The 22,690-nt window shown below is 50.2% G+C and carries 19 protein-coding genes; 9 read left to right on the top strand and 10 right to left on the bottom strand.

The window, feature by feature from the left end; all coding sequences use genetic code 11:
- Positions 1-329: 329 nt before the first annotated feature.
- Positions 330-1,553 (bottom strand): serine/threonine transporter SstT, encoded by a 1,224-nt coding sequence (gene sstT / locus DWZ76_RS14130; protein ID WP_118473006.1) that lies wholly within the window; start codon positions 1,551-1,553, stop codon positions 330-332.
- Positions 1,554-1,970: 417 nt separating this feature from the next.
- On the opposite strand from sstT, the gene DWZ76_RS14125 reads away from it, so the two are divergent.
- The 5 genes from DWZ76_RS14125 (at position 1,971) to DWZ76_RS14105 (ending at position 7,980) form a co-directional block, all read left to right on the top strand.
- Positions 1,971-2,480, top strand: coding sequence for a QueT transporter family protein (locus DWZ76_RS14125; protein ID WP_107001712.1), 510 nt, complete (start codon positions 1,971-1,973; stop codon positions 2,478-2,480).
- Between the two features lie 225 nt (positions 2,481-2,705).
- A complete protein-coding gene (gene murC, locus DWZ76_RS14120) occupies positions 2,706-4,097 on the top strand; it encodes a UDP-N-acetylmuramate--L-alanine ligase (protein ID WP_118473005.1) in 1,392 nt (463 codons plus the stop codon).
- Between the two features lie 548 nt (positions 4,098-4,645).
- Positions 4,646-5,710 carry a DnaD domain protein gene (locus DWZ76_RS14115; RefSeq protein ID WP_118293765.1) on the top strand — a complete coding sequence of 355 codons (1,065 nt, stop codon included), beginning with the start codon at positions 4,646-4,648 and terminating at the stop codon, positions 5,708-5,710.
- Positions 5,697-6,689, top strand: coding sequence for an ATP-binding protein (locus DWZ76_RS14110; RefSeq protein ID WP_118473004.1), 993 nt, complete (start codon positions 5,697-5,699; stop codon positions 6,687-6,689). Before DWZ76_RS14115 ends, DWZ76_RS14110 begins: the two co-directional genes overlap by 14 nt.
- Positions 6,690-6,798: 109 nt before the next feature.
- Positions 6,799-7,980, top strand: coding sequence for a ribose-phosphate pyrophosphokinase (locus DWZ76_RS14105; protein WP_022359580.1), 1,182 nt, complete (start codon positions 6,799-6,801; stop codon positions 7,978-7,980).
- 122 nt (positions 7,981-8,102) lie between these two features.
- Here DWZ76_RS14105 and DWZ76_RS14100 read toward each other — a convergent pair whose 3' ends face one another.
- The 3 genes from DWZ76_RS14100 to asnS all read right to left on the bottom strand — a co-directional run bounded on the left by DWZ76_RS14100 (position 8,103) and on the right by asnS (position 12,557).
- The gene (locus tag DWZ76_RS14100; RefSeq protein WP_118473003.1) at positions 8,103-9,962 is read right to left on the bottom strand and encodes an AAA family ATPase; all 1,860 of its coding nucleotides are present in this window, start codon (positions 9,960-9,962) and stop codon (positions 8,103-8,105) included.
- Between the two features lie 5 nt (positions 9,963-9,967).
- Positions 9,968-11,038 carry a DNA repair exonuclease gene (locus DWZ76_RS14095; RefSeq protein WP_118473002.1) on the bottom strand — a complete coding sequence of 357 codons (1,071 nt, stop codon included), beginning with the start codon at positions 11,036-11,038 and terminating at the stop codon, positions 9,968-9,970.
- A gap of 127 nt (positions 11,039-11,165) precedes the next feature.
- The gene (gene asnS, locus DWZ76_RS14090; protein WP_107001706.1) at positions 11,166-12,557 is read right to left on the bottom strand and encodes an asparagine--tRNA ligase; all 1,392 of its coding nucleotides are present in this window, start codon (positions 12,555-12,557) and stop codon (positions 11,166-11,168) included.
- 418 nt (positions 12,558-12,975) lie between these two features.
- Here asnS and DWZ76_RS14085 point away from each other — a divergent pair, with 418 nt between their 5' ends.
- The 4 genes from DWZ76_RS14085 (at position 12,976) to DWZ76_RS14070 (ending at position 17,341) form a co-directional block, all read left to right on the top strand.
- Positions 12,976-14,250, top strand: coding sequence for a glucose-1-phosphate adenylyltransferase (locus DWZ76_RS14085; RefSeq protein ID WP_118473001.1), 1,275 nt, complete (start codon positions 12,976-12,978; stop codon positions 14,248-14,250).
- Positions 14,247-15,368 carry a glucose-1-phosphate adenylyltransferase subunit GlgD gene (glgD, locus tag DWZ76_RS14080; RefSeq protein ID WP_022359575.1) on the top strand — a complete coding sequence of 374 codons (1,122 nt, stop codon included), beginning with the start codon at positions 14,247-14,249 and terminating at the stop codon, positions 15,366-15,368. The genes DWZ76_RS14085 and glgD overlap by 4 nt, the downstream gene beginning before the upstream one ends.
- 36 nt (positions 15,369-15,404) lie before the next feature.
- Positions 15,405-15,689, top strand: a complete 285-nt coding sequence (spoVG, locus tag DWZ76_RS14075) for a septation regulator SpoVG (RefSeq protein WP_107001781.1) — start codon at positions 15,405-15,407, stop codon at positions 15,687-15,689.
- A gap of 155 nt (positions 15,690-15,844) precedes the next feature.
- Positions 15,845-17,341, top strand: coding sequence for a Na+/H+ antiporter NhaC family protein (locus tag DWZ76_RS14070; RefSeq protein WP_107001699.1), 1,497 nt, complete (start codon positions 15,845-15,847; stop codon positions 17,339-17,341).
- A gap of 61 nt (positions 17,342-17,402) precedes the next feature.
- Here the strand turns inward: DWZ76_RS14070 and DWZ76_RS14065 are convergent, their stop codons facing one another.
- The 6 genes from DWZ76_RS14065 to DWZ76_RS14040 form a co-directional block, all read right to left on the bottom strand.
- Positions 17,403-18,548 (bottom strand): FAD-binding oxidoreductase, encoded by a 1,146-nt coding sequence (locus DWZ76_RS14065; RefSeq protein WP_022359572.1) that lies wholly within the window; start codon positions 18,546-18,548, stop codon positions 17,403-17,405.
- Complete coding sequence (locus tag DWZ76_RS14060; RefSeq protein WP_118473000.1) at positions 18,545-18,892, bottom strand: (2Fe-2S)-binding protein; 348 nt, start codon at positions 18,890-18,892, stop codon at positions 18,545-18,547. Before DWZ76_RS14060 ends, DWZ76_RS14065 begins: the two co-directional genes overlap by 4 nt.
- Positions 18,885-19,385, bottom strand: coding sequence for a 4Fe-4S binding protein (locus DWZ76_RS14055; RefSeq protein ID WP_118472999.1), 501 nt, complete (start codon positions 19,383-19,385; stop codon positions 18,885-18,887). Before DWZ76_RS14055 ends, DWZ76_RS14060 begins: the two co-directional genes overlap by 8 nt.
- Complete coding sequence (locus DWZ76_RS14050; RefSeq protein WP_118473022.1) at positions 19,379-20,503, bottom strand: NAD(P)/FAD-dependent oxidoreductase; 1,125 nt, start codon at positions 20,501-20,503, stop codon at positions 19,379-19,381. Before DWZ76_RS14050 ends, DWZ76_RS14055 begins: the two co-directional genes overlap by 7 nt.
- The gene (locus DWZ76_RS14045; RefSeq protein ID WP_022359568.1) at positions 20,503-20,808 is read right to left on the bottom strand and encodes a (2Fe-2S)-binding protein; all 306 of its coding nucleotides are present in this window, start codon (positions 20,806-20,808) and stop codon (positions 20,503-20,505) included. The genes DWZ76_RS14050 and DWZ76_RS14045 overlap by 1 nt, the downstream gene beginning before the upstream one ends.
- Positions 20,809-21,278: 470 nt before the next feature.
- Entirely contained in the window at positions 21,279-22,571 is a 1,293-nt protein-coding gene (locus DWZ76_RS14040) for an IS110 family transposase (RefSeq protein WP_118472998.1), read from the bottom strand.
- Positions 22,572-22,690: the final 119 nt, after the last annotated feature.

Raw genomic sequence — 22,690 nt, 5'->3', positions numbered from 1 at the left:
GCACAAATATAGTGCGAGTGATTAATTTCTGTGTTATACTGATACAGCTACCACCCCTAGACAGGTGCGGAAAGGGGGTGTACTGTGTGGGAGGAATACTGTCATTCGTGCTCTCTGTGATAGCCAGCATTGTGGCTTACTATATTTGTAAGTGGCTGGATGGAGATGAGTAGGTAGCAAAGGTTTAAGCCTCCTTTTCAAAAAAGGCGAGCCCCCGGTGTCAGCACACACCGGGGGCTTTTTGTGTACTCTGTGAGTACTGTCATTCGTTTGCCTATTGGCATTATAGCATATGGAAAAATTGATTTCAATATGCATATAATATAATTTTAATAGGTAATCTCTCGTCCTTCTTTTCTCCACTCCCTAAACTGTGCCGCTGCGGAAAGCAGAAGATCACAGGAAGAGTTGAGGGCGGTCTCGACGGAATCCTGCACCACGCCGATGATAAATCCGACACCGATGACCTGCATGGCCACATCGCTGGAGATGCCAAACAAGGAGCAGGCAAGCGGAATTAAGAGCAGGGAACCACCGGCAACACCGGATGCGCCGCAGGCGGAAAGTGCCGACAGGACGCTTAAAATGATGGCGGTCGGAATATCCACCGGAATTCCCAGCGTATTGGCTGCCGCCAGCGTCATGACGGTGATGGTAACAGCCGCACCGTTCATATTGATGGTCGCACCGAGCGGGATGGTAACGGAGTAGGTATTTTTGTCCAGTCCCATTTCCTCGCAGACTTCCATGTTGATCGGGATATTTGCCGCTGAGCTCCGGGTAAAGAAGGCGGTGACCGCGCTTCGTTTCAGACACTTGAAAATCAGCGGGAACGGGTTTTGGTGGATGCACCAGTATACGAGAATCGGGTTGGTTACGAAGTAGATAAACAGCATCGAGCCAACCAGCACGGCGAGAAGCCGTCCATATTCGGTAAATACCTGTAAACCGTTGGTGGATACAGTGTCAAACACAAGTCCGAGAATACCGAACGGGGCAAAGTTGATGATCCAGGTAACAACCTTGGACAGTGCCGCCGCAAAATTGTCCATAATTTCTTTCGTGCGTTCGCTGGCGCCGCGCATCGCCACGCCGAAGAGAACCGCCCACGCCAGGATACCGATGTAGTTTGCCTCTGCGATGGAGGTGATCGGGTTCTTTACGACATTTAATAAAAGTGTCTGCAGGACTTCTGCGATTCCCTGTGGGGCAGAGGTTTCTTCTGCAGCCTGTGCAAGTGTCAGGGTGATCGGGAACAGTTTACTTGCGACGACCGCGATCACAGAGCCGAGCAGTGTGTTGAACAGGTAAAGGCAGACAACGGTGCGGATGATGCCGCCGTGGCTCTGCTTTGCCTGACAGAGGGAACTGATAACAAGGAAAAATACGAGCAGGGGCGCGATGCCCTTTAATGCGTTGACAAATAGATTTCCAAGGATTGAGAGTCCGACTGCCTGCGGAATCATCATTCCCAGGACAGCGCCGAGAATCATGCCGCCCAGAATTCGTTTAGGCAGGCTGATGGCTGTCCAGCGTTCATAGAGTGCTTTCATAAAATACATACTTCCTTTGTGATGATGAAATGGGGTTGACGAGTGTCGGGGAGCTGAGTCAAATGTGCAAATGCAATATCTCCCGAATGATTCAACTGTCTGTGCAGCATCCGGCACAAAATCATGTGGATTCTATTATACAGGAGATAGAAAGAAAGGGAAAGTGCTTTTTTATGGCAGAGTGATAGAGAAATAGAGAAAAAATTTTTGCCCGTGTTCCGTGTGGCCAGTGGCAGAACTTGCAGTGGCGATAAGCGAAAAGAAAACTTGTATTTCTATCTGCTCTATGTTATACTCATACCCGTTGCAAAGCCCGCAAAAACAAGGTCTTACAGGGCTGCCGCCGATTTCCGGCGTAAAATGAATCGAGTGTTCGTGACCTTCCACTCGTAAAACAAAACTAAAGGAGAATTGAATATGAAAGAAAACAACCTGAAAAACACGTATTTTCTGGCGTATGGCGCGGCGATCGCGGCCATCTACGTAGCGCTGACGATGGCATTCCAACCGATCAGCTTCGGACCAGTGCAGTTCCGTATTTCGGAAGCACTCTGCATCCTGCCGTTCTTTACCCCGGCAGCGATTCCGGGACTCTTTGTCGGATGCTTTTTATCCAATCTGTTCTGCGGGGCAGCCGGACTGGATATCGTATTCGGAAGCCTGGCAACCCTGATCGGGGCAGTCGGCTCCTATGCGCTTCGCAGAAGCAAGGTTTTAGTATGTGTACCGCCGATCCTGGCCAACACGATCATTGTACCGTGGGTGCTCCGGTTTGCATACGGCTCTGAGGATCTGATTCCGTTCATGATGCTGACCGTCGGGATCGGCGAGGTGCTGGCAATCGGCGTGCTGGGAAGCATTCTTCTGGCGGCGTTAAACCGTTATAAAACCATGCTGTTCGGCAAGTGTCTGGCAACGGGACGCTAAGAAAAAGACATAACTTAAATGATATAAAAGATGCATGTTACAGACGGATCGCAGTGCGATGGCTGGCGTGTATCTTTTATTTTTTTTTGCCTTATATTGACAATTTCATGTAAAAGAAGTTAAATTAAAAGGACGTGAAAACACAATGCCTCGCGGTTCCATATCGTTTTTCTATGGCGTCTGCGAAAACAAAAACCGCCTGCGGCGGGGAAGGAATGCACAAATATGAGTGAGAATGTATATCAGATTGATTTTAATAAACCAGAATCCGTCCATTTCATCGGAATCGGCGGTATCAGCATGAGCGGACTGGCAGAGATTTTGATGGACGAGGGATTCACTGTGTCCGGCTCGGACGCACACCGTTCGGAGCTGACCGATAACCTGGAGGCGCGCGGCGCGAAGGTATATATCGGACAGAAAGCGGAGAATATCCAGGATGGCATCAATGTGGTTGTCTATACCGCAGCGATTCACCCGGATAACCCGGAATTTCAGGAAGTAAAACGGCGCGGCATTCCGATGCTGACCCGTGCAGAGCTCTTGGGCGAGATGATGCGGAACTATAAAAATGCGATCGCGATTGCTGGAACACACGGCAAAACGACAACCACTTCAATGGTAACGGAGATTGTCTTGCAGGCGAAAAATGACCCGACGATCTCGGTCGGCGGCATCCTTCCGGCGATCGGCGGCAACATCCGCGTCGGCGGACCGGAATTTTTCGTGACGGAGGCGTGTGAGTATACCAACAGCTTCCTATCCTTCTACCCGACGATGGCGGTCATTCTTAATATAGAAGAAGACCATCTCGATTTCTTCAAGGATCTGGCGGATATCCGTCATTCCTTCAAGCTGTTTGCCGAGCGCGTACCGGCTCAGGGCGCGATTGTCATCAACGGCGATATCGAGAACTATCAGGAGATCATAGAAGCGGCAAAAGGCAAGGTTATTACTTTTGGTCACAGCCGCGGCAACGATTACAGTGCCGGTGATATCCAGTATGACGATTACGCGCATCCGTCCTTCGATCTTTATATCGGCGGTGAGAAGAAAGAGCGCCTGACGCTCGGTGTGGCAGGTGAGCACAATGTATACAATGCGCTGGCAGCCATCGCTGTTTCCCTGGAAAATGGCATCTCCATGGACGCCATCCGCGTGGGACTGGCACATTTTACTGGAACCAACCGCCGGTTCGAAAAGAAGGGTGAGGTAAATGGATTTACCATCATCGACGACTATGCGCATCATCCGCATGAGATCGAGGCTACCTTAAAGACGGCGCAGAACTATCCACACAAGACACTCTGGTGCATCTTCCAGCCGCACACCTACACGCGGACGAAGGCATTTCTGCCGCAGTTTGCCGAGGCGCTCTCACTGGCAGATAAGGTCATTCTGGCGGATATCTACGCGGCGCGCGAGACCGACACACTGGGCATCAGCTCGGAGGATATCGTGAAGCTTCTAAAAGAAAAAGGAAAAGAAGCCTGGTATCTGCCGACGTTCGATGAAATAGAAAAATTTGTCATGGAACATTGTGCACAGGGTGACCTGCTGATAACCATGGGCGCCGGAGACGTTGTAAATGTAGGGGAAAACCTCCTTGCGAAATAGATGCACTCCCAGAGTACATATAGTTATCCACATTATCCACATAGTTTTCAACATATTATGTAAAGGAACTATGTGGATTTTTTGCGCCTAAATGTGAAAATGGCGAAATGCCGAAAATGTTGATAAAATAAGGATTTTGTCGGGGGCAGGGTTGTTTTTTGAGGATTCTTGAAGGCTTTTTCCACATTATCCACATTATCCACAATCAAAATAGTGGAAAAATCGGTCTAAAAGTGTCGGTCGCGAACCATAATTAGGAGTATTTCTTTTTAAAAAAAGGTATGTTATGATAGGAACAGACGCAGTGAGCCTGTGATAAATGGATGAAAATTGTCTTGTCCGGAGCAAAACTGTGGAAAAGTCCGGAAACAAAATAAAAACGGTGGAAAAGTAAGAAAACAGGAAGATTTAGATGGAACAAATAGAGAATATTTTAAAATGAAAGTAAAATACAGCAGTTTGAACGGTTCACACAGCCACAGGCTGCTGATAGATAAATGGTAACAGGAAATGTGAGAACGCAGAATGGCTAAGAGGGAAGTTAGAAGATGGGAATAGGACTCAAAAACCGGCTGGCGGTGGGCGCGACGCCGGTTCCGGACGTATTTATTGATACATATATGGCGGGAGCCAGTGGAGAATATGTGAAGGTATATCTGTACCTGCTCCGCCACCAGCAGGAGGAAGTCTCGATCGGACAGATCGCGGACGCGCTCAACCACACGGAGGCGGACGTGCAGCGCGCGCTGGCATACTGGCAGAGAGCCGGGGTGCTGGGAACGGAAGTCGGTGAAGAGGCACAGCGATCGTTTCAGGAGACGCCGGGACAGCAAATTTCGCCGGTTTTTGCTTCAACGGAATCCCTGGCAGGCGCTGGTTCCTTTGCGCCATCTACAAAAACTGCCGCGCGGGAAGCCGCAGCCTGCGATATGTCACGCCTGACCTCGGATGAGTCGTTTAAGCAGCTTATTTATATTGCCCAGCAGTATTTAAACAAGCTGCTCACACCGACGGACTGCCAGATTCTTGGAAATCTCTATTCGAATCTGGGATTTTCCGGGGAATTGCTGGAATACCTGATTGAGTACTGCGTGCAGAACCACCACACCAGCCTGCGCTATATGGAAAAGGTGGCGCTCGGCTGGCATAAGCGCGGCATCAAGGATGTGGAACAGGCGAAAGCGAGCGGCAGAGGCTACACGAAGGGTTCATTCGCGGTTATGCGGGCGATGGGGCTTTCGGACCGGAGCCCGGCGGAGGTCGAGAGTGAATTTATCGAAAAATGGTTCTGGGAGTACGGTTTCACACGCGAGCTGATCGTCGAGGCGTGCAGCCGCACGATCCGGCAGATACATAAACCGTCGTTTGACTATGCAGACAAGATCCTGCGGGATTGGAAAAATGCCGGGGTCAAGAGCTTCCGGGATGTGTCAGAGCTAGATAAAAAACGGAAGGAAGAAGGCGGGGCGAAGCGCCGGCAGGCGTCTGCAGGCAGCAGCCGTTCTTCCAACCGGTTCCACAATCTGGAGGAACACGGATATGATTACGACGAGATGGTATGGAGCATGATAAACGGAGCGCAGAAGACAGGAGGGGACGATGGCACTCAGTAATTCGCAGTATGAATCGATCATGCGTGTTTATAACCGGACACAGCTTCAGAAGAAACATGAGCTGGACGCGCGGGTTGATGAGGTCTATGAGAAAATACCGGCGGTCCGGGAGATGAACGACGCGATCGCCGCCGCGGCGGTCAAGAGCGCGAAAGAGCTTCTGGCGGGCGATGCGGACGCGGTGAAACGTCTGCGAGGGACAATCGCAGACCTGAAAGAGCAGCGCCAGGTGCTGATGAGCGCCTACGGCTATCCGGCGGACTATCTGGAGATGCAGTATAATTGTCCGAACTGTAAGGATACCGGGTACAAAGACGGCAAAAAATGCCACTGTTTCCGTCAGCGGGAGATCGATCTGTTATACGCCCAGTCGAATATCCGGGAAGTGCTGGAGCGGGAAAATTTTTCTCATTTTTCCTATGATTATTTTGATGACACGAAGATCGATCCGCGTAGCGGCAAGACTGCCCGCGCGTATATGGAGCAAGTGACGGCGTTCTGCCACCGCTATGTGGACGGATTTAAAGAAGAAAAGGGAAATATCTTATTTACCGGAAAAACGGGGCTTGGAAAGACGTTTTTAAGCAACTGCATCGCGAAAGAGCTGATTGAGCGCTGTTTCAGCGTCGTGTATCTCCCAGCGGTGGAGATGTATGAGATATTTTCAAGGGACCGCTTCGCAAATGATGCGACCGATGAGGATCGCGACCGCTCCCAGTATTTATTAGAGTGCGATCTGCTGATCATCGACGATCTGGGGACGGAACTGGTGAATACGTTTACGACTTCCCAGCTCTTCTATGTGGTCAACGAGCGCTTAAACCGGAAGAAAGGCACGATCATTTCCACCAATCTGCCGGTCAATGAGATGCGCGACGAGTTTACCGATCGCGTCATGTCACGGATCATAAGCCAGTATCAGATCATTCCGCTCTACGGCGAGGATATCCGGATACGAAAAAAGCTGGAAAACCGGTAATGGGTTGACTTATAAGGGACATAATGATATAAAAGAGACGTTAGAATGCGCTAACATATGCAAAAAAAGCGAATTAACAGAGAGTAAACAGGCTGGAGGAAAATGGAAAATGCTGTACGAAGAGAAAATCATTGAGACGATACCGGTAGGTCCGCTGGGACTGATTCCATTAAAGGGATGTGAGGAACTGGTAGGTAAGGTAGACAAATATCTGGTGGACTGGAGAAATGAGCGCGAGAGCGAGCACAAGACGTCGATCGCATTTTCAGGTTATCAGAGAGACTCCTACATCATCGGGGCAAACACACCGAGATTTGGTTCCGGCGAGGCAAAGGGCGAGATCAAGGCGTCGGTGCGCGGCGATGATCTATATCTGATCGTGGATGTCTGCAACTACAGCCAGACATATTCTCTGTGCGGCATGGTAAACCATATGTCCCCGGATGATCATTATCAGGATCTGAAACGTGTCATTGCGGCAGCAGGCGGAAAGGCACGCCGTATCAACGTAATCATGCCGTTCCTGTATGAGAGCCGCCAGCATAAGCGCTCCGGCCGTGAGTCCTTAGACTGCGCGCTGGCACTGGAAGAGCTGGTAGATATGGGCGTTGAGAATATCATTACCTTTGACGCACACGATCCGCGTGTCCAGAACGCGATTCCGCTCAAGGGTTTTGAGACCGTTCAGCCGATTTACCAGTTTATCAAATATCTGCTGAAAAATGAGAAAGAGCTGGAGATTGACAGCGATCACATGATGGTCATCAGCCCGGATGAGGGCGGTATGTCCCGCGCTGTCTTCTTCTCCAACGTGCTGGGACTCGACATGGGTATGTTCTACAAACGCCGCGATTACACCAGGATCGTCAACGGACGCAACCCGATCGTTGCTCATGAGTTCTTGGGATCCAGCGTAGAGGGCAAGGATGTCCTGATCATCGATGATATGATCTCCTCCGGCGAGAGCATGTTAGATGTAGCGAAGGAATTAAAGAGCCGCAAGGCGAGAAAGGTATTCGTATGTGCGACCTTCGGTCTGTTTACCAACGGACTGCAGAAGTTTGACGAGTACTATGAGAACGGTCTGATCGACCGCGTCCTGACCACCAACCTGGTATACCAGACACCGGAGCTTCTCTCCAGACCGTACTATATCAGCGTCGATATGAGCAAATACATCGCGCTCATCATCGATAACCTGAACCACGATGCCTCCTTAAGCGAGCTGTTAAATCCGACTGGACGTATCAATAAGCTGCTGGCGAAGTATCGGGCGGGAATACGGGACTAAAAATAGACCTTTAAAATAGAAACAAAAAGAACGTCATTTCCGGACCAGTACATGTCAGAAAATGGCGTTCTTTTTAATGTCATAGGAAACAGGCAACGTCACGGTTATGTATGAAAAGGGTCCTACAACCGCACCTCATGCACCGCAGCTCCTTCTTCCTTCAGCACCCGCATCTCCCTCTCATGACAAGTAAATACAAGAATCTGCCCGGAATAGGCACTTGGCAGCCATTTGAGGACGGTTCTCAGGCGCTCGTCGTCGTAGAGGACGAAGCTGTCGTCAAAGATGAGCGGCAGCCGGTCTGCATCGCCCTGGATAAAGTGGGCGGCGGCGAGGCGCAGCGCCAGATAGATCTGGTCGGCGGTGCCGCTGCTGACCTGTTCAAGCGGGATCAGCTTCCGGCGGGTGTTTAAAAACGCATTCAGGTTCTCATCGATGCTGATGCTGGAATAAATTCCGCCGGTAATTCCGGCGATCAGGTCGGATGCAGTCTTATTTAAGTACAGGCCGAAAGAATCCCGGATGGTCGTGGAAAGCTCTTTTAAGGTATCAAGCGCCAGATCCACGGAGGCGATCTCCTGATGGATGCGCTCATTTTCATTTAAAATGTGTTTGAGCGCCGCTGCCCGGTCTTTGCAGGCGGATAGGTGCTCCAGCTTTTTTTCTAACTCCCATTGGACGCGCTGTTGTTCCTCGATGACAAGGCTGCAGTCATTCTGCTTTGCCATCAGCGCCGAGATCTGTTCGGAACGTTTTACCAGTGAATCCTCCGAGTTTGTAACGGCGTGGCAGAGCGTGATGAAGCGGTCCAGCCGCTGGGACAAAAGCTTCATGGATTCATCCGAAATCTCGGATTCGCCCAGGTGGCGGCGCAAAATCTCCGATAAAACAGAGGCGCTTTTCTCCGCCTCCTGCCTGCGGCGGCTCCGGTGCCGTGTGACGCAGATTCCCAGCATGAGAAGCACAAGAGCAGCGACGCCAAAGATGAGGGCGGTGGGACCAGCTCCCAGCCACGGGGACGGAAGCGGGAAGAACGCCAGATATCCGCAGTATGCCGCGCAGATGGCGCAGATCGCCGCTGCGATAAAGAAAAACACCTGGAAAAACCGGGATCCCTTGCTGGAGGAAGACACCTGTGCATGCTGATAGTCCTGGTAGAGTGTTTCAGCCTGACTGCGGTACGCCTCGATGGACGCCTCATCCGTAAAGGAAAACTCATCCAGTACCTGACGGCTCTTCTGCAGCCGGTCGGATAAATCTTCTTTTTCTATTTTCTGATGTTCCAGTTCATTTCGAACCGAGTCACGCAGCTTTGAGTATTCCTGTAACTGATTCTCATATTTTGGCGAAGAAAGCTCGCGTTCCAGCGCGCGGATCTCGCTAAGAAGGGAGGTATAGTTGACCGAAGCCTCCGGGCTTAACTGGGATTCAAATTGTTTGCGCTGATTTTTCAGATAGGCGGTCGCCTTAGTGATATTGAGCGCCATATTGCCAGAGGTATTCATGTTAGCAATATAGTTTTTCAGTTCCGAAACCATACCTTCATCGGTCGCACTCTTTAACTGGCTGATGCTGATGGTGTTGTTGTACATGGTTTCACTCATGCCGCCCAAAATTTCCTGCAATACGGCGCGGCCGTCCGGTTCCTCGCGTCCGGTCGTCTCGTTGATGACGGTAAATTCCTTCTTGTTTTTCTGGAACGAGCGCTCGATCCGGTAAATGGTGCCGTCGTCGGATTCAAGCCGGAGCTGCCCCTCGTAGGTGCCGCTGTTTTCCCACGGCTCATATTTGCTGTAGATGTCGTTTCTGGCGGCGCGCCCCCTCTGACGCTCGATGCCGAAGAGCATGCCGCGGATAAAGGTGTGGATCGTGGATTTGCCGGCTTCATTTTTACCGTAAATGACGTTTAACCCGTCCTCAAAGGAGACGGCTGTGTCATGAAATTTTCCAAACCCACTGATATAAAGATCAAGAAAACGCATGGAAGCTAACTCCTTTCATCGGTGGTGAGAAGCAGGGCGTGGATGCCGTAAAACAGCGCCTTTTTCTCCACCGGACTCATGTCCGGTTTTTTCAGTGCCTGGATGTAAAAGCCGATCATATCGCTTGGATGCTCGGCAAACAGGGCGGAAAAATCGTATTGCGGTTCCGTCTCATCGATGATATCCGCGATGCGGAAACGCAGCTTTAAGGCGTCCAGATCGAAGGAAATATCGGGATCGCGCATGCCCTGCACCTTGAAGCGGAAAATATTGTCATTGCCGCGCTGTTCGATCTCATGGGCAATTTTTAAGTACAGCTCCGTGTTGGTCGTATCCGGCGTGACGCGGACGATGAGCGGGATGTAGCGGAGCTTCGCCATCGGAATAAAGTCCAGTGTCGTTACCTGACAGCTTTCCGGGTCGATCTCGCCGTAAAGGATGCCGTGCCTGCCGGTCTCGGTCTTATCAAGCGGCTCCGGGGAACCGCAGTATGCCATCTTTTTGTCCAGTAGGATCTCTGGCCTGTGGATGTGCCCCAGTGCGATATACGAAAATCCGGAGGAAGCCAGCGCCGCCCGGTCAATCGGGACGTGGTTCGCGTCGCCGCCGTGCCCCAGCAGAATGTGGATTTTTCCATCCTCCGGCGCTTCAAGAGTATCGAGGCGCGGCTCCGGGATCTCCGCAGTATAGTAAGAAAAGCCGGTCACCTCGGTGTTGATATCCTCAAAATAGACGGATGAGACATCCTCACTTTCCAGAAACGTCACGTTGGAAGCCCAGGAAAAGCTTAAAACAGCGGAATTTTTGCGGATCCGGTCGTGATTGCCTGCGATGATGATAACCTGTGTCTGCGGGATCGTGGAAAACAGGTAATTGACCTCTTTCAGGTCGCGCAGCAGCGGCTGGCGGTGGAACAGATCCCCCGCGATGAACAGGCAGTCCACGCGCAGTTCCTTTGCCTTGGCGATGATGGCGGTAAACGTATCGCGGATATCGCGGCTGCGCTCCCGGCTCCACGGCTTGTCGCTGTCCGGGGACATGCCCCAGTGGATATCGCCGGTATGGATAAATTTCACATTCTCTCCCCCTTTCAGGAGTCTGTCACTCCGTATGTACATATTGAAATAATAATAGAAAAGGGACTGCTGCAAATAGCAGAAAGCGGATTCCAGTATTTGCGACAGCCCCATAGTTGCTTATTGTTTACAGTTCACAGTTGTTTACGGTTCTCGGGAACGGGATGACATCACGGATGTTGGAAACGCCGGTTAAGTACATCACGCAGCGCTCGAATCCAAGACCAAATCCGGAGTGTCTTGCGGAACCGTATTTACGCAGATCCAGATAGAAATCGTAGTCCTCCTTTTTGAGTCCAAGCTCGTCCATACGCGCCTCTAACTTCTCTAAGCTGTCCTCACGCTGGCTGCCGCCGATGATCTCGCCGATGCCCGGTACGAGACAGTCCATCGCTGCAACGGTCTTGCCGTCCTCGTTCATCTTCATGTAGAATGCCTTGATCTCCTTCGGATAATCGGTAACGAAGACCGGTTTCTGGAAGATCTTCTCGGTTAAGTAGCGCTCATGCTCGGTCTGTAAGTCACAGCCCCAGAATACCTTGTAGTCGAATTCGTCGTTGTGCTCTTCGAGGATGCGGACAGCCTCGGTGTAGGTTACATGACCGAACTCGGAATTTAATACGTGGTTTAAGCGGTCAAGGAGTCCCTTGTCGATGAACTGGTTGAAGAAATTCATCTCTTCCGGTGCGTGCTCTAAGACGTAGCGGATGACATATTTTAACATATCCTCGGCAACTTCCATGTTGTCGTTCAGATCCGCAAATGCCATCTCCGGCTCGATCATCCAGAACTCAGCTGCATGACGGGTCGTGTTGGAGTTCTCTGCGCGGAAGGTCGGTCCGAAGGTGTAGATATTGCGGAATGCCATCGCGTAGGTCTCGCCGTTTAACTGACCGCTGACAGTTAAGTTAGTTGGTTTTCCGAAGAAATCCTGGGAGTAGTCAACCGTGCCGTCGTCCTTTTTCGGAACATTGTTCAGATCCATCGTGGTAACCTGGAACATCTCACCGGCGCCCTCGCAGTCACTTGCGGTAATCAGTGGAGTGTGGACATACACGAAATCGCGCTCCTGGAAATACTGATGGATCGCGTAAGCTGCCAGGGAACGTACACGGAACACAGCCTGGAAGGTGTTGGTTCTCGGACGCAGGTGGGAGATGGTACGCAGATATTCAAGGCTGTGGCGTTTTTTCTGAAGCGGATAATCCGAAGCGGACGGTCCCTCAACGGCTACCTCGGTCGCCTGAATCTCGAACGGCTGCTTTGCCTCCGGGGTCGCAACCAGGGTACCTTTTACGATAATGGATGCGCCTACGTTTAACTTGGAGATCTCCGCAAAGTTCGGCATTGTATCATGGTAAACAACCTGAAGCGTCTCAAAGTAGCTGCCATCGCTCACAACGATGAAGCCAAAGTTCTTGGAACCGCGCACGCTTCGTACCCAGCCGCCGATCTGAACTTCTTTGTCCAGATACGTCTCTCTGGAACGGTAAATTTCTCTTACAGTGGTTAAATTCATCTCAGTAAACTCCTTATTTTGCAAAATAAACTTTCTCATGCGGACTGCCCTGCAGTGTGCAGACCGTGTTTAACTTTCATTATACTGTATTTTCCTTGTAGATTCAAGGGACGGAGGGAAAATCTGGGGGGATAGAAGGAAAAAATTATCAGTCTTTTTCACTGGGCAGCAAAATGACGGGAACTTAATACTGCATCTGCATATCCAAGCGAAGCGTGGGGTTATCCATGGGAAAATCAAAGGTAGATTCCACATCCCGGAATTACGAAAATATTATGTAAAAGGAACGAAAAATGTCGGAAAATGTACAAAATTGGGACAAATTCTATTAAAAATTTGTTCACTATTTTCGTGAAGTATGTTATAATAAAAACAGGTTTAAAATACACATTATATGTGAGCATCGAGGGGTGATATCGTGATTAAAAAGGAAATGATAGCTATGCTGTTGGCAGGCGGACAGGGCAGTCGTCTGGGTGTCTTAACTCAAAAAGTAGCAAAACCTGCGGTTTCTTTCGGAGGAAAGTATCGAATCATCGATTTTCCGTTAAGTAACTGTATCAATTCGGGAGTGGACACGGTAGGCGTTCTGACCCAGTATCAGCCGCTGCGGCTGAATGCACATATTGGAATCGGTATTCCGTGGGATCTGGACCGCAACGTAGGTGGTGTGACGGTACTTCCGCCGTATGAGCGGAGCAAAGGAAGCGATTGGTACACCGGTACGGCGAACGCGATCTACCAGAACCTGGAATACATGGAAACGTACAATCCAGAGTATGTGCTGATTTTGTCCGGCGACCACATCTACAAGATGGACTACGAGGTAATGCTGGAATACCACAAAGCAAACAATGCGGATGTGACGATCGCGGCGATGCAGGTTCCGATGGAGGAGGCAAGCCGTTTCGGTATCGTTATAACCGATGACAACAACCGCATTACGGAGTTTGAGGAGAAACCGGCGAATCCGCGCAGCAATTTAGCTTCCATGGGTATTTACATATTCAGCTGGAAGGTGCTCAAGGAAGCGCTCATCAAGCTCTCGGACGAGCCTGGATGTGATTTTGGAAAGCACATTATCCCGTATTGCCATGCAGCTGGAAAACGTATCTTCGCATACGAGTACAACGGCTACTGGAAAGATGTCGGAACCCTTGGCTCCTACTGGGAGGCAAACATGGAACTGATCGACATCATTCCAGAGTTCAACCTGTATGAAGAATACTGGAAGATTTACACGAAGAGCGATATTATTCCCCCACAATTTATATCGGAGCAGTCCAAGATAGAGCGCAGTATCATCGGCGAGGGCACCGAGGTATACGGCGAAGTCATTAACTCGGTCATCGGAGCAGGCGTTACGATCGGAGAAGGTGCGGTGATCCGTGATTCGATCATCATGAAGGGCACGACGATCGGCGCTGGCACGGTTGTGGATAAGGCGATCGTGGCGGAGGACGTTACCATCGGTGAGAATGCCGAGGTCGGCGTCGGAGAATATGCCGAGAGCAAGTACGACAAGAAGGTATATCAGTTCGATCTGGTAACGATCGGAGAGCGCTCCGTGATACCGGATGGAGTGAAGATAGGACGGAACACAGCGATTTCCGGTGTGACGACGGCAGACGATTATCACGGCGGCGAGCTGGAGAGCGGCGATTATATCATAAAGGCAGGTGGAATACAATGAGAGCGATCGGGATTGTTTTAGCTGGCGGCAACAGCAAGAGAATGAGAGAATTATCCAATAAGAGAGCCATCGCAGCGATGCCTATCGCAGGCAGCTACCGCAGTGTCGATTTTGCTCTGAGCAATATGAGCAATTCCCACATCCAGAGTGTGGCGGTACTGACGCAGTACAACTCCCGTTCCCTGAATGAGCACTTGAGTTCTTCCAAGTGGTGGGATTTCGGACGTAAGCAGGGCGGCATGTATGTATTCACACCGACGATCACGGCAGAGAGCAGCGACTGGTACCGCGGTACCGCAGATGCGCTGTATCAGAACCTCGATTTCTTAAAGAAAAGTCATGAGCCGTATGTGGTCATTGCAGGCGGCGACTGTGTCTATAAATTGGATTACGGCAAGGTACTGGAGTATCATATTGAAAAGAAAGCGGATATTACCGTAGTATGCAAGGAGATGCCTCCGGAGGAGGACGTTACCCGCTTCGGTCTGGTGAAGTTAAATGATGACGGACGTATCACAGATTTTGAGGAAAAACCGATGCTGGCGACCTCCAGCATGATCTCCTGCGGTATCTATGTAATCCGCCGCCGTCAGCTCATCGAACTTCTGGAGCGCTGTGCAGCAGAGGATCGGTATGATTTTGTTACCGATATTTTAGTCAGATATAAGAACCTCAAACGCATTTACGCGTATAAGTTAGGAACTTACTGGAGCAACATCGCTTCGGTTGATTCGTACTACAAGACGAACATGGATTTCCTAAAACCGGATGTACGCCACTATTTCTTCAAGGAATACCCGGAGATCTACTCCAAGGTAGATGATCTTCCGCCGGCAAAATACAATCCGGGTGCAAATGTCAAGAACAGCCTGGTATCCAGCGGCTGTATCTTAAATGGTACGGTGGAGAACTCGGTTCTGTTTAAGAAGGTATATGTAGGCAATAACTGTATCATCCGGAATTCTGTTATTTTAAATGATGTTTACATCGGGGACAATACAGTGATTGAGAATTGTATTGTAGAGAGCCGTGATACGATCCGCGCCAACACGACGCACATCGGTACGCCGGAAGATGTAAAGATTGTCATTGAGAAGAACGAGCGGTTTACATTATAGGGTACATCAAAGAACAGACGGAAGGGGTAAATGGGTATGCAGATTACAGACGTAAGAGTGCGGCGGATAGAGAAGGAAGGTAAGATGAAAGCCATCGTATCCATCACACTTGACAATGAATTTGTGGTTCATGATATCAAGGTTATTGAGGGAGAGAAAGGACTTTTTATTGCTATGCCGAGCCGTAAGGCTGCGGATGGAGAATACCGGGATATTGCCCACCCGATTAATTCGGAAACCAGAGACATGATTCAAAATGTCATTCTTGCCAAATACGAGGCGACAGCTCTGGAACTGGCAGAGCTGGAGAAAGCAGAGTAAAAAGCAGGAAAAGAAAGTAAAAAGAGAGAAAATATGAAAAAATGTCCCCGGACGCTGGACAAAGTGCCCGGGGACATTTATTATGTAGATATAGTGTGCTCAAAAACGGGCAGAATTTGCCCGAATGTGTACAGATAATCCATAAGGGGGTAATTATGAGCGGTACGATTTTTTCTTTAATACCGCCTATCGTAGCCATTGCGCTTGCATTGATTACGAAAGAGGTGTACCTGTCTCTGCTGATAGGTATTATGTCGGGCGCGTTTTTATTTACGGGTCCAAATCCGCTTCATGCGGTGGAAACAATGATCGCGATCATGGGCGAGAAGATCGGGGGCAATGTCAACATTCTGCTTTTCCTGGCATTTCTCGGCATCGTGGTAGCACTGATCACAAAGTCTGGTGCGTCGAAGGCTTATGGTGAGTGGGCGTCCCACGCGATCCGCACGAAGAAGGGCGCGCTGTTTGCAACCATGTTCCTCGGAATGCTGATTTTCGTGGATGACTATTTTAACTGCCTGACCGTCGGCACGGTTATGCGTCCGGTGACGGACAAGCACAAGATCACACGTGCGAAGTTAGCCTACATCATCGATGCGACGGCGGCGCCGATCTGTATCATCGCGCCGATCTCAAGCTGGGCGGCAGCGGTCGGTTCTTCGCTTCCGGAGGACAGCGGAGTGGACGGCTTCAGTCTGTTCCTTCACACGATTCCGTTTAATCTGTATGCGCTTCTCACGATCTGCTTCATGCTCTTTTTGGTAGCAGGCGATTTTGATTTCGCGGCGATGAAACGCTATGAAGAACAGGTGAAAAAGACCGGAAAAGAGACGACGGTCGAGGCGGAGGCGATGGAGATCTCCGGCAACGGAAAGGTTATCGATCTGATTCTTCCGATCCTGGTTCTGATTGCGTTCTGCGTCAGCGGTATGCTGTATACAGGCGGCATCCTGGACGGCGTTGGTCTGGTCGAGGCGTTCGCCAACTGTGATTCGGCACTGAGCCTGGTGCTTGGTTCCTTCTTCACACTGGTGTTTATCTTTGCATTTTACATGATCCGCCGTGTCATCCGGTTCAATGAGTTCTGTGAATCCTTCACGATCGGCGTCAAGGCGATGATCCCGGCGATCATGATTCTGTGCCTTGCCTGGACTCTGTCTGGTATCTGCAGTGCGGATTACTTAAACATCGGCGGCTATGTCAAAGAGGTAGTGGGCGGCAATGCGCTGGTCGGCTCCCTGATGCCGGCCCTGATGTTCGTCATCGCGGCGGGGCTGGCGTTCTCGACCGGTACGTCCTGGGGTACCTTCGGTATTCTGCTTCCGATTGCATTTGCGGTGGTTGGCGCTGAAAATATGAACAGCCTTACAATCGTGACGGCTTCGATTCTGGCAGGTGCGGTCTGCGGCGACCATGTTTCCCCGATCTCGGATACGACCATCCTTGCGTCGGCTGGCGCCCAGTGCCACCACATCAACCACGTATCGACCCAGATCCCGTATGTGCTGTGCGTAGCGGCGTGCTGTTTCCTCGGTTATCTGGCGGCCGGAATTACCGCCAATGGCTGGGTGGGAACCGGCGTGGGATTCGCAGCGCTGATTGTGGTTCTGGTTATTCTGGATCGAAAGAATAAAGGGACGAAAGAGGCGTAAAAGCATCGGCAGTAAACGAAAATTGGTTCGTTTACTGCCGATTTTTGCGTTTATGCTATATCTATACAACCGCCGGCTCCAGGAGGAGCTTGCCGGTTTTGTAGCGTTCTTTGCTGAATAACTTGATATCCATGCTGTCCTCCTGCCCGGCGAGATGGTTTGCCATGAGAATGGCGATGCGGGGGGAGACCATGAAACCGTGACCAGAGAACCCACAGACGCTGTAAAATCCTTTTGCCTCAGCCGCCTCGTCGATGACAGGGTTGCAGTCCGGGCTTAAATCGTACTGTCCAGCCCACTGGCGGACCACTTTCAGTTTCCGCAGAATCGGAAGTGCTTCACACATGACAGCGCAGTTCTTTTCCAGAAACTGCCAGGAAGAATTGAAATTGTAGCTGGGGGCTTCGTGGGGACCGATGCCCATGACGAAGCTTCCATGTGGTGTCTGCTGGACATAATAGGAACGGTGGAAGGACATAACCATGCAGTCGATGAGAGGTGCAACCGGCTCGGTTACCAGCGCCTGATGGCGTTCCGAGGTAACAGGAATATCCTCACCAACCATTTTAGCCAGCTCTGGCGCATGGACGTTGGCACAGTTGATGACGGTTCTGGCTTCAAAGGTTCCGTTTGTTGTCTCAACGGCGTGGATGCGTCCGGCTTTCGTCTGAAGCCCGGTGACCTCGGTGTAGGTCAGAAATTCAACACCCATCCGTTTGGCACCCTGTGCGTAGGCCTGTGTACACTGGAACGGATCTGCGTGACCATCCTTCTGGCAGAAGGTAGCGCCAAACATACCGTCGGTATTCAGGTATGGAACAATCTCTTTTGCTTCTTTTAAATCGACGGCGCGGGAATCAATGCCGAGCTTATGCTGGACTTTGAGGTTTTCCTGAAATTGTGCCCATTCTTTTTCTGTATAAGCAACCAGAAGATAGCCGCCCTGATGGAGACCGCAGCTGCGCGTATAGCCGGTATATTCTTCCAGATGTTCAAAGATATGGGTACTTTCCAGAGCGATCCGCGCGTTCAGCTCGGATCCCCACTGCTGGCGGATACCGGCGCCGCAGCGGCCCGTTGCGCCGGAGGTCAGAAAGCGTTTCTCAATCAGGAGGATGTCCGTGATTCCACGCTTGGCGAGTTCAAATGCGGTGGCACATCCAATAATGCCTCCGCCGATAATGATGACATCGTAGGCTTTTTTCATTCGCAGCCACCTCCTTTTGTAGCAGACGGATCGTAGGATCCGTAAGAACCTTCATCCCCGTCCCGGACGGTTTCTTCCCAGGCGTCTGCCAGAGTGCCCATGCTGATAGGTTTGACAGGAGGGCGGAAGGTTGGCATCAGGACCTCTTCCAGAGGAAGTTTATAATAGGAAGAGAGTTCCTGTGCGATCAACATCCGGCAGGTACGTCCCTGACAGGGACCCATTCCAGCGCGGGTTACACGTTTAATTTCGTCGATGGTGCGGTAACCATCCTGAATACATTTTAAAATGTCCTCGCGGGTTAAATCTTCACATCGGCAGAGGATTGTGTTTTTATCATCCATTTTGATACCCCCCTACTTTGATTGCCCGAACGTCCATGGCAAGTTCCTTCGGAACCGCCAGACAGACAATGTTGGTTTTATTTTTAGCGCCGCCCTGGATGAGCTGTACGACCGGGAACCAGCCGAGAGCTTCGCCGGAGCGGTTCAGACCGCAGGCAAGCTCTCCTTTTTTAGGAAGCGGCAGAAATTCAAACGGAAGCTTTACGAGGGCTTCGGTCGGGCTGTATGTTTTATCAACGATGAAAATGGCAAGACCCGGGCACTTCAGCATACAGGCACCGCAGCCATTGCAGACATCAAAATCAATTTTGGGTGTCTCGTTGATATCCGGCTCGATGTGGATTGCTTTTTTTACACAGGCCTTTGTACAGGGATTGCAGGGGATTTTCTGAAAACACTCTGCGATGGCAACGGCGCCCTTTAAAAAACGTGTTTCATTCGGCGTAACTGCTTCAATGGCTTCTTTATCCGGGATTCCTGTCTGAATTAACATACGGACGCGCCTCCTTTCCTGCATATGTCATGCTCCAGGCGAAGTTTACGGGCTTTTTCCAGACCGCTTAAAATTCTGGCACCGGCAGGACCGGAGCGCAGTTCAGAAAGCTCCGAACGGGCAGCTTCCTTTTCGGCTGCCGCCCGGACAGGCTCATAGCCGAGGCTTTCGGCAGCGGCACATCCGGCGAGACGGCCTTCCACCATAGCGGAAGAGGCTTCTTCGATTCCGGAAACATCGCCGGCTGCATAGACGCCCGGAACCGAGGTTTCCAGGTTTTCATCGGTCAGCGGGATATGCCCGGATAATTCGCGGATAAATGCCATATCACAGCCAGCCTGCCAGCAAAGCTCGGTCAGCGGAGCCAGTCCGACTGCCAGACAGAGCGTATCGCAGGGAATCGTCTCTTCCGTGCCGGGGACAGGCTGGAACTGGGAGTCAACCTGTACGATGACAACGCCCTCAAGGGCATCGGTTCCATACGCTTTTTCGATCGTATAGCCAGTCCGGATAGGAACACCGGAGCGGCGGATTTTCGAGGCATGGACCAGATAACCGCCGATTTTTGGGGCGGCTTCGATAATGCCGGCAACCTCAACCCCTGCCTGCATCAGCTGATAGGAGACAATCAGACCGATATTGCCTGCACCGACCATTAAAACACGTTCAGCCGGTTTGACGCCGGCGACATTCATGAGGGTCTGCACGGCACCGGCACCGTAGATGCCGGGAAGATCATTGCCGGGAAATTCCAGAAACTTTTCAGAAGCGCCGGTGGCGAGAATGATTTTGGATGGGCGGATTTTCATGTGTTTTCCGTGATAAAAAACAGTAACGATGCCGTCCTCATAGATTCCCAGCACGGTTGCTTCTGTCAAAATTTCAATATTTGGATGGTGTTTCGCTTTTTCTATCAGCAGGTTTCCGATGTGGATGCCGCGTTCTCCGGCATATTGTTTTTCGGAACCAAAAAATTTGTGCGTCTGTTTGACTAACTGACCGCCGGGGAGGTAATCGCGCTCACATAAGAGGACGCTGGCTCCCAGCTCGGCGGCGGCACAGGCAGCAGAGAGACCCGCCGGTCCGCCTCCGATGACGAGAATTTCGGTCTGTTTGATCATAGGACAACCCCCTTTCCGTGCTGTTCTTCCACTTTCATGCCGGCCTTTACGCGGGTCACGCAGACGCGGACATTTGGCTCACCGTCTACAGTCATGAAACAAGAGGAACAGTTGCCGATGGCACAAAAAAGACCTCTTGGACGGTGCAGATGGGGACTGTGTCCCAGTGTGCGGATGCCAGCCGCATGCAGGGCGGCGGCGATGGTTTCGTGGGTAAAGCCGGTGATGGGCTGACCGTTATAGTAAAAAACGACCTCTTCTCCCCGGTCAAAATCCAGGACAGGATGTTCTTCCAGTCGCATACAGATCTCCTCCTCATATAATCAAGTGTTTTTTATTGAAAATTCAAGGTTTTTCAACCTTTCATATCTCAGTGAATAAGCCACAGCTATGAGCATTTCGATGTATCAGGTACTGAAATAGCGGTTGAATGGTATACGAAATAAAACGTCATTGATTTTCGCTTTACTGGTCTTGCGTATGCCCTTCCCTCTATGGCAGCTAACCTCCTATATCCACCAGGATCATCTCTGTCTCCAGAGGTCCTAACTTCCTTCGTTCTGCCTACCCATAACCAGGGTGTCAGCTATGCTCCTTTACGGGGTCATGCCCCTTGGTGATGATTTCTGCCGACTACTGGCTCATTCTTTGTATTATTGATTACTGACTCGCTTCCTGTTCCAGCACTGTGATCAGTGGACGTTATCTGTTACATTCCGCTTGATTCAGTGGCTGTCCACATGACAGCCTCCATTACAGTTACTTATCTTTCTTACGCAGCCTGTAGATAAACTGCTGGTCTCTTGATGTCACTGACCATCTTTTTCGGATCATAATCCACACCTTTCGTCAGAATGGCATAAAAGACTCGTATCAGCTTAGCTGCAATTGCCATAAGTGACTGCATTTTCTTCAATGGATTTAGTCTTCTGGTTGTGTAATAATTATGGAGTTCCCTGAACTCCTGGTTCTTCGACACAAGTGACATTGCAACCTCAAAGAGTAGATATATAAGTCTCTTTCGACCTCGTCTGCTTATTGTTGTCTCGCCCTTGTGCTTTCCCAAACTATTTTCAACCAATGCCAATCCTGCAAGTTTCTGCAGTTCCTTCGGATTGTTGAAGCGGCTGATATCACCTACTTCTGCAAGGAATCCTGACACTGTCCTGATTCCCACACCTTTGATCTCTAACAGCTTTTCAGTCATCGGAATCTTTCTTACCAGTTCTTCAATTAGAACCATAACTTCCTGTAGACGCGTATTTCTGGATTCATAGTCCTCCAGAAGCATTCGAATTTCCATTTTTCCAGACACCGCACCTTCTTTGCTTCCAACGCTGTGCTCAGCAGCTTCTATCAGGATCTTCGCCCTCGCCTTTCCAACTGCTCTTAACTTCGCATCACGCCAGATTTGGTTCACTCCATCGATACCTAACGTCAGGATATCTTCAGGGAGTGGTGCTGTTTTAAGGATTAGCATTCCGCTCTTGGCATCCGACTTTCCGTATACCGTCTTATATTCAGGAAAATATATATTGAACCAACGACTGATCCTGTTTTGAATTCTTGTAAGTTCCGCCTGTAACTGGAATCTTATGTTTGATGCTGTTCTAAGATCAGCATAAACACCATCCGGCAGATATGGGATCATGTAACGTCCCTCTCTAACTAATCCTGCTATAACTTTCGGATCCTTACGGTCATTTTTAGTCGGATTATTGTCGTCGAGTTCTTTTGATTTTTTCACATGGTGAGGATTTACAAGCACCGGTTTCATTTCATTATCCTGTAGAAACTTTCCAAGATTGAACCAGTAATGCCCGGTCGGTTCCATACCTGGAATCACCTTATCCTTCTCATGTCTTTCTTTGAGGTCCAGGATCCATTCCTTAAATGTCACAAATCCGGCCTCTGTGTTGCTAAACTTAAATGGCTTCTTCGAATACTCGATTCCTCTGTAATCAAAAGCTCTGGCATAGTGCATTTCACTTCCGACATCAATTCCGAGTACCAAAGTTTTTTCTGTAATAGCTTCAATTTTTGCGTTCTGTGTGTTAGACTTCATTGTAGATACCTCTCTGTATAATAAGATTTTTACTAACCTGCCAGTCAGTAGTCTTATTGTACTCTGAGGTATTTTCAATTTTCAACGTCTACGCTTTTTATTATACAGGAAGCTCCTTT

The organism is Clostridium sp. AF35-15 (assembly GCF_003477745.1).
Lineage (GTDB): Bacteria > Bacillota > Clostridia > Lachnospirales > Lachnospiraceae > Otoolea > Otoolea fessa.
The sequence above is the reverse complement of the archived record's forward strand: the minus strand, read 5'-3'. Positions and strand labels throughout refer to the sequence as shown.

Bases quoted from the DNA above. Each gene is read 5' to 3' on its own strand.
- sstT (WP_118473006.1), bottom strand. From the start codon at position 1,553: ATGAAAGCACTCTATGAACGCTGGACAGCCATCAGCCTGCCTAAACGA.
- DWZ76_RS14125 (WP_107001712.1), top strand. From the start codon at position 1,971: ATGAAAGAAAACAACCTGAAAAACACGTATTTTCTGGCGTATGGCGCG.
- murC (WP_118473005.1), top strand. From the start codon at position 2,706: ATGAGTGAGAATGTATATCAGATTGATTTTAATAAACCAGAATCCGTC.
- DWZ76_RS14115 (WP_118293765.1), top strand. From the start codon at position 4,646: ATGGGAATAGGACTCAAAAACCGGCTGGCGGTGGGCGCGACGCCGGTT.
- DWZ76_RS14110 (WP_118473004.1), top strand. From the start codon at position 5,697: ATGGCACTCAGTAATTCGCAGTATGAATCGATCATGCGTGTTTATAAC.
- DWZ76_RS14105 (WP_022359580.1), top strand. From the start codon at position 6,799: ATGCTGTACGAAGAGAAAATCATTGAGACGATACCGGTAGGTCCGCTG.
- DWZ76_RS14100 (WP_118473003.1), bottom strand. From the start codon at position 9,962: ATGCGTTTTCTTGATCTTTATATCAGTGGGTTTGGAAAATTTCATGAC.
- asnS (WP_107001706.1), bottom strand. From the start codon at position 12,557: ATGAATTTAACCACTGTAAGAGAAATTTACCGTTCCAGAGAGACGTAT.
- glgD (WP_022359575.1), top strand. From the start codon at position 14,247: ATGAGAGCGATCGGGATTGTTTTAGCTGGCGGCAACAGCAAGAGAATG.
- spoVG (WP_107001781.1), top strand. From the start codon at position 15,405: ATGCAGATTACAGACGTAAGAGTGCGGCGGATAGAGAAGGAAGGTAAG.
- DWZ76_RS14070 (WP_107001699.1), top strand. From the start codon at position 15,845: ATGAGCGGTACGATTTTTTCTTTAATACCGCCTATCGTAGCCATTGCG.
- DWZ76_RS14065 (WP_022359572.1), bottom strand. From the start codon at position 18,548: ATGAAAAAAGCCTACGATGTCATCATTATCGGCGGAGGCATTATTGGA.
- DWZ76_RS14060 (WP_118473000.1), bottom strand. From the start codon at position 18,892: ATGGATGATAAAAACACAATCCTCTGCCGATGTGAAGATTTAACCCGC.
- DWZ76_RS14055 (WP_118472999.1), bottom strand. From the start codon at position 19,385: ATGTTAATTCAGACAGGAATCCCGGATAAAGAAGCCATTGAAGCAGTT.
- DWZ76_RS14045 (WP_022359568.1), bottom strand. From the start codon at position 20,808: ATGCGACTGGAAGAACATCCTGTCCTGGATTTTGACCGGGGAGAAGAG.
- DWZ76_RS14040 (WP_118472998.1), bottom strand. From the start codon at position 22,571: ATGAAGTCTAACACACAGAACGCAAAAATTGAAGCTATTACAGAAAAA.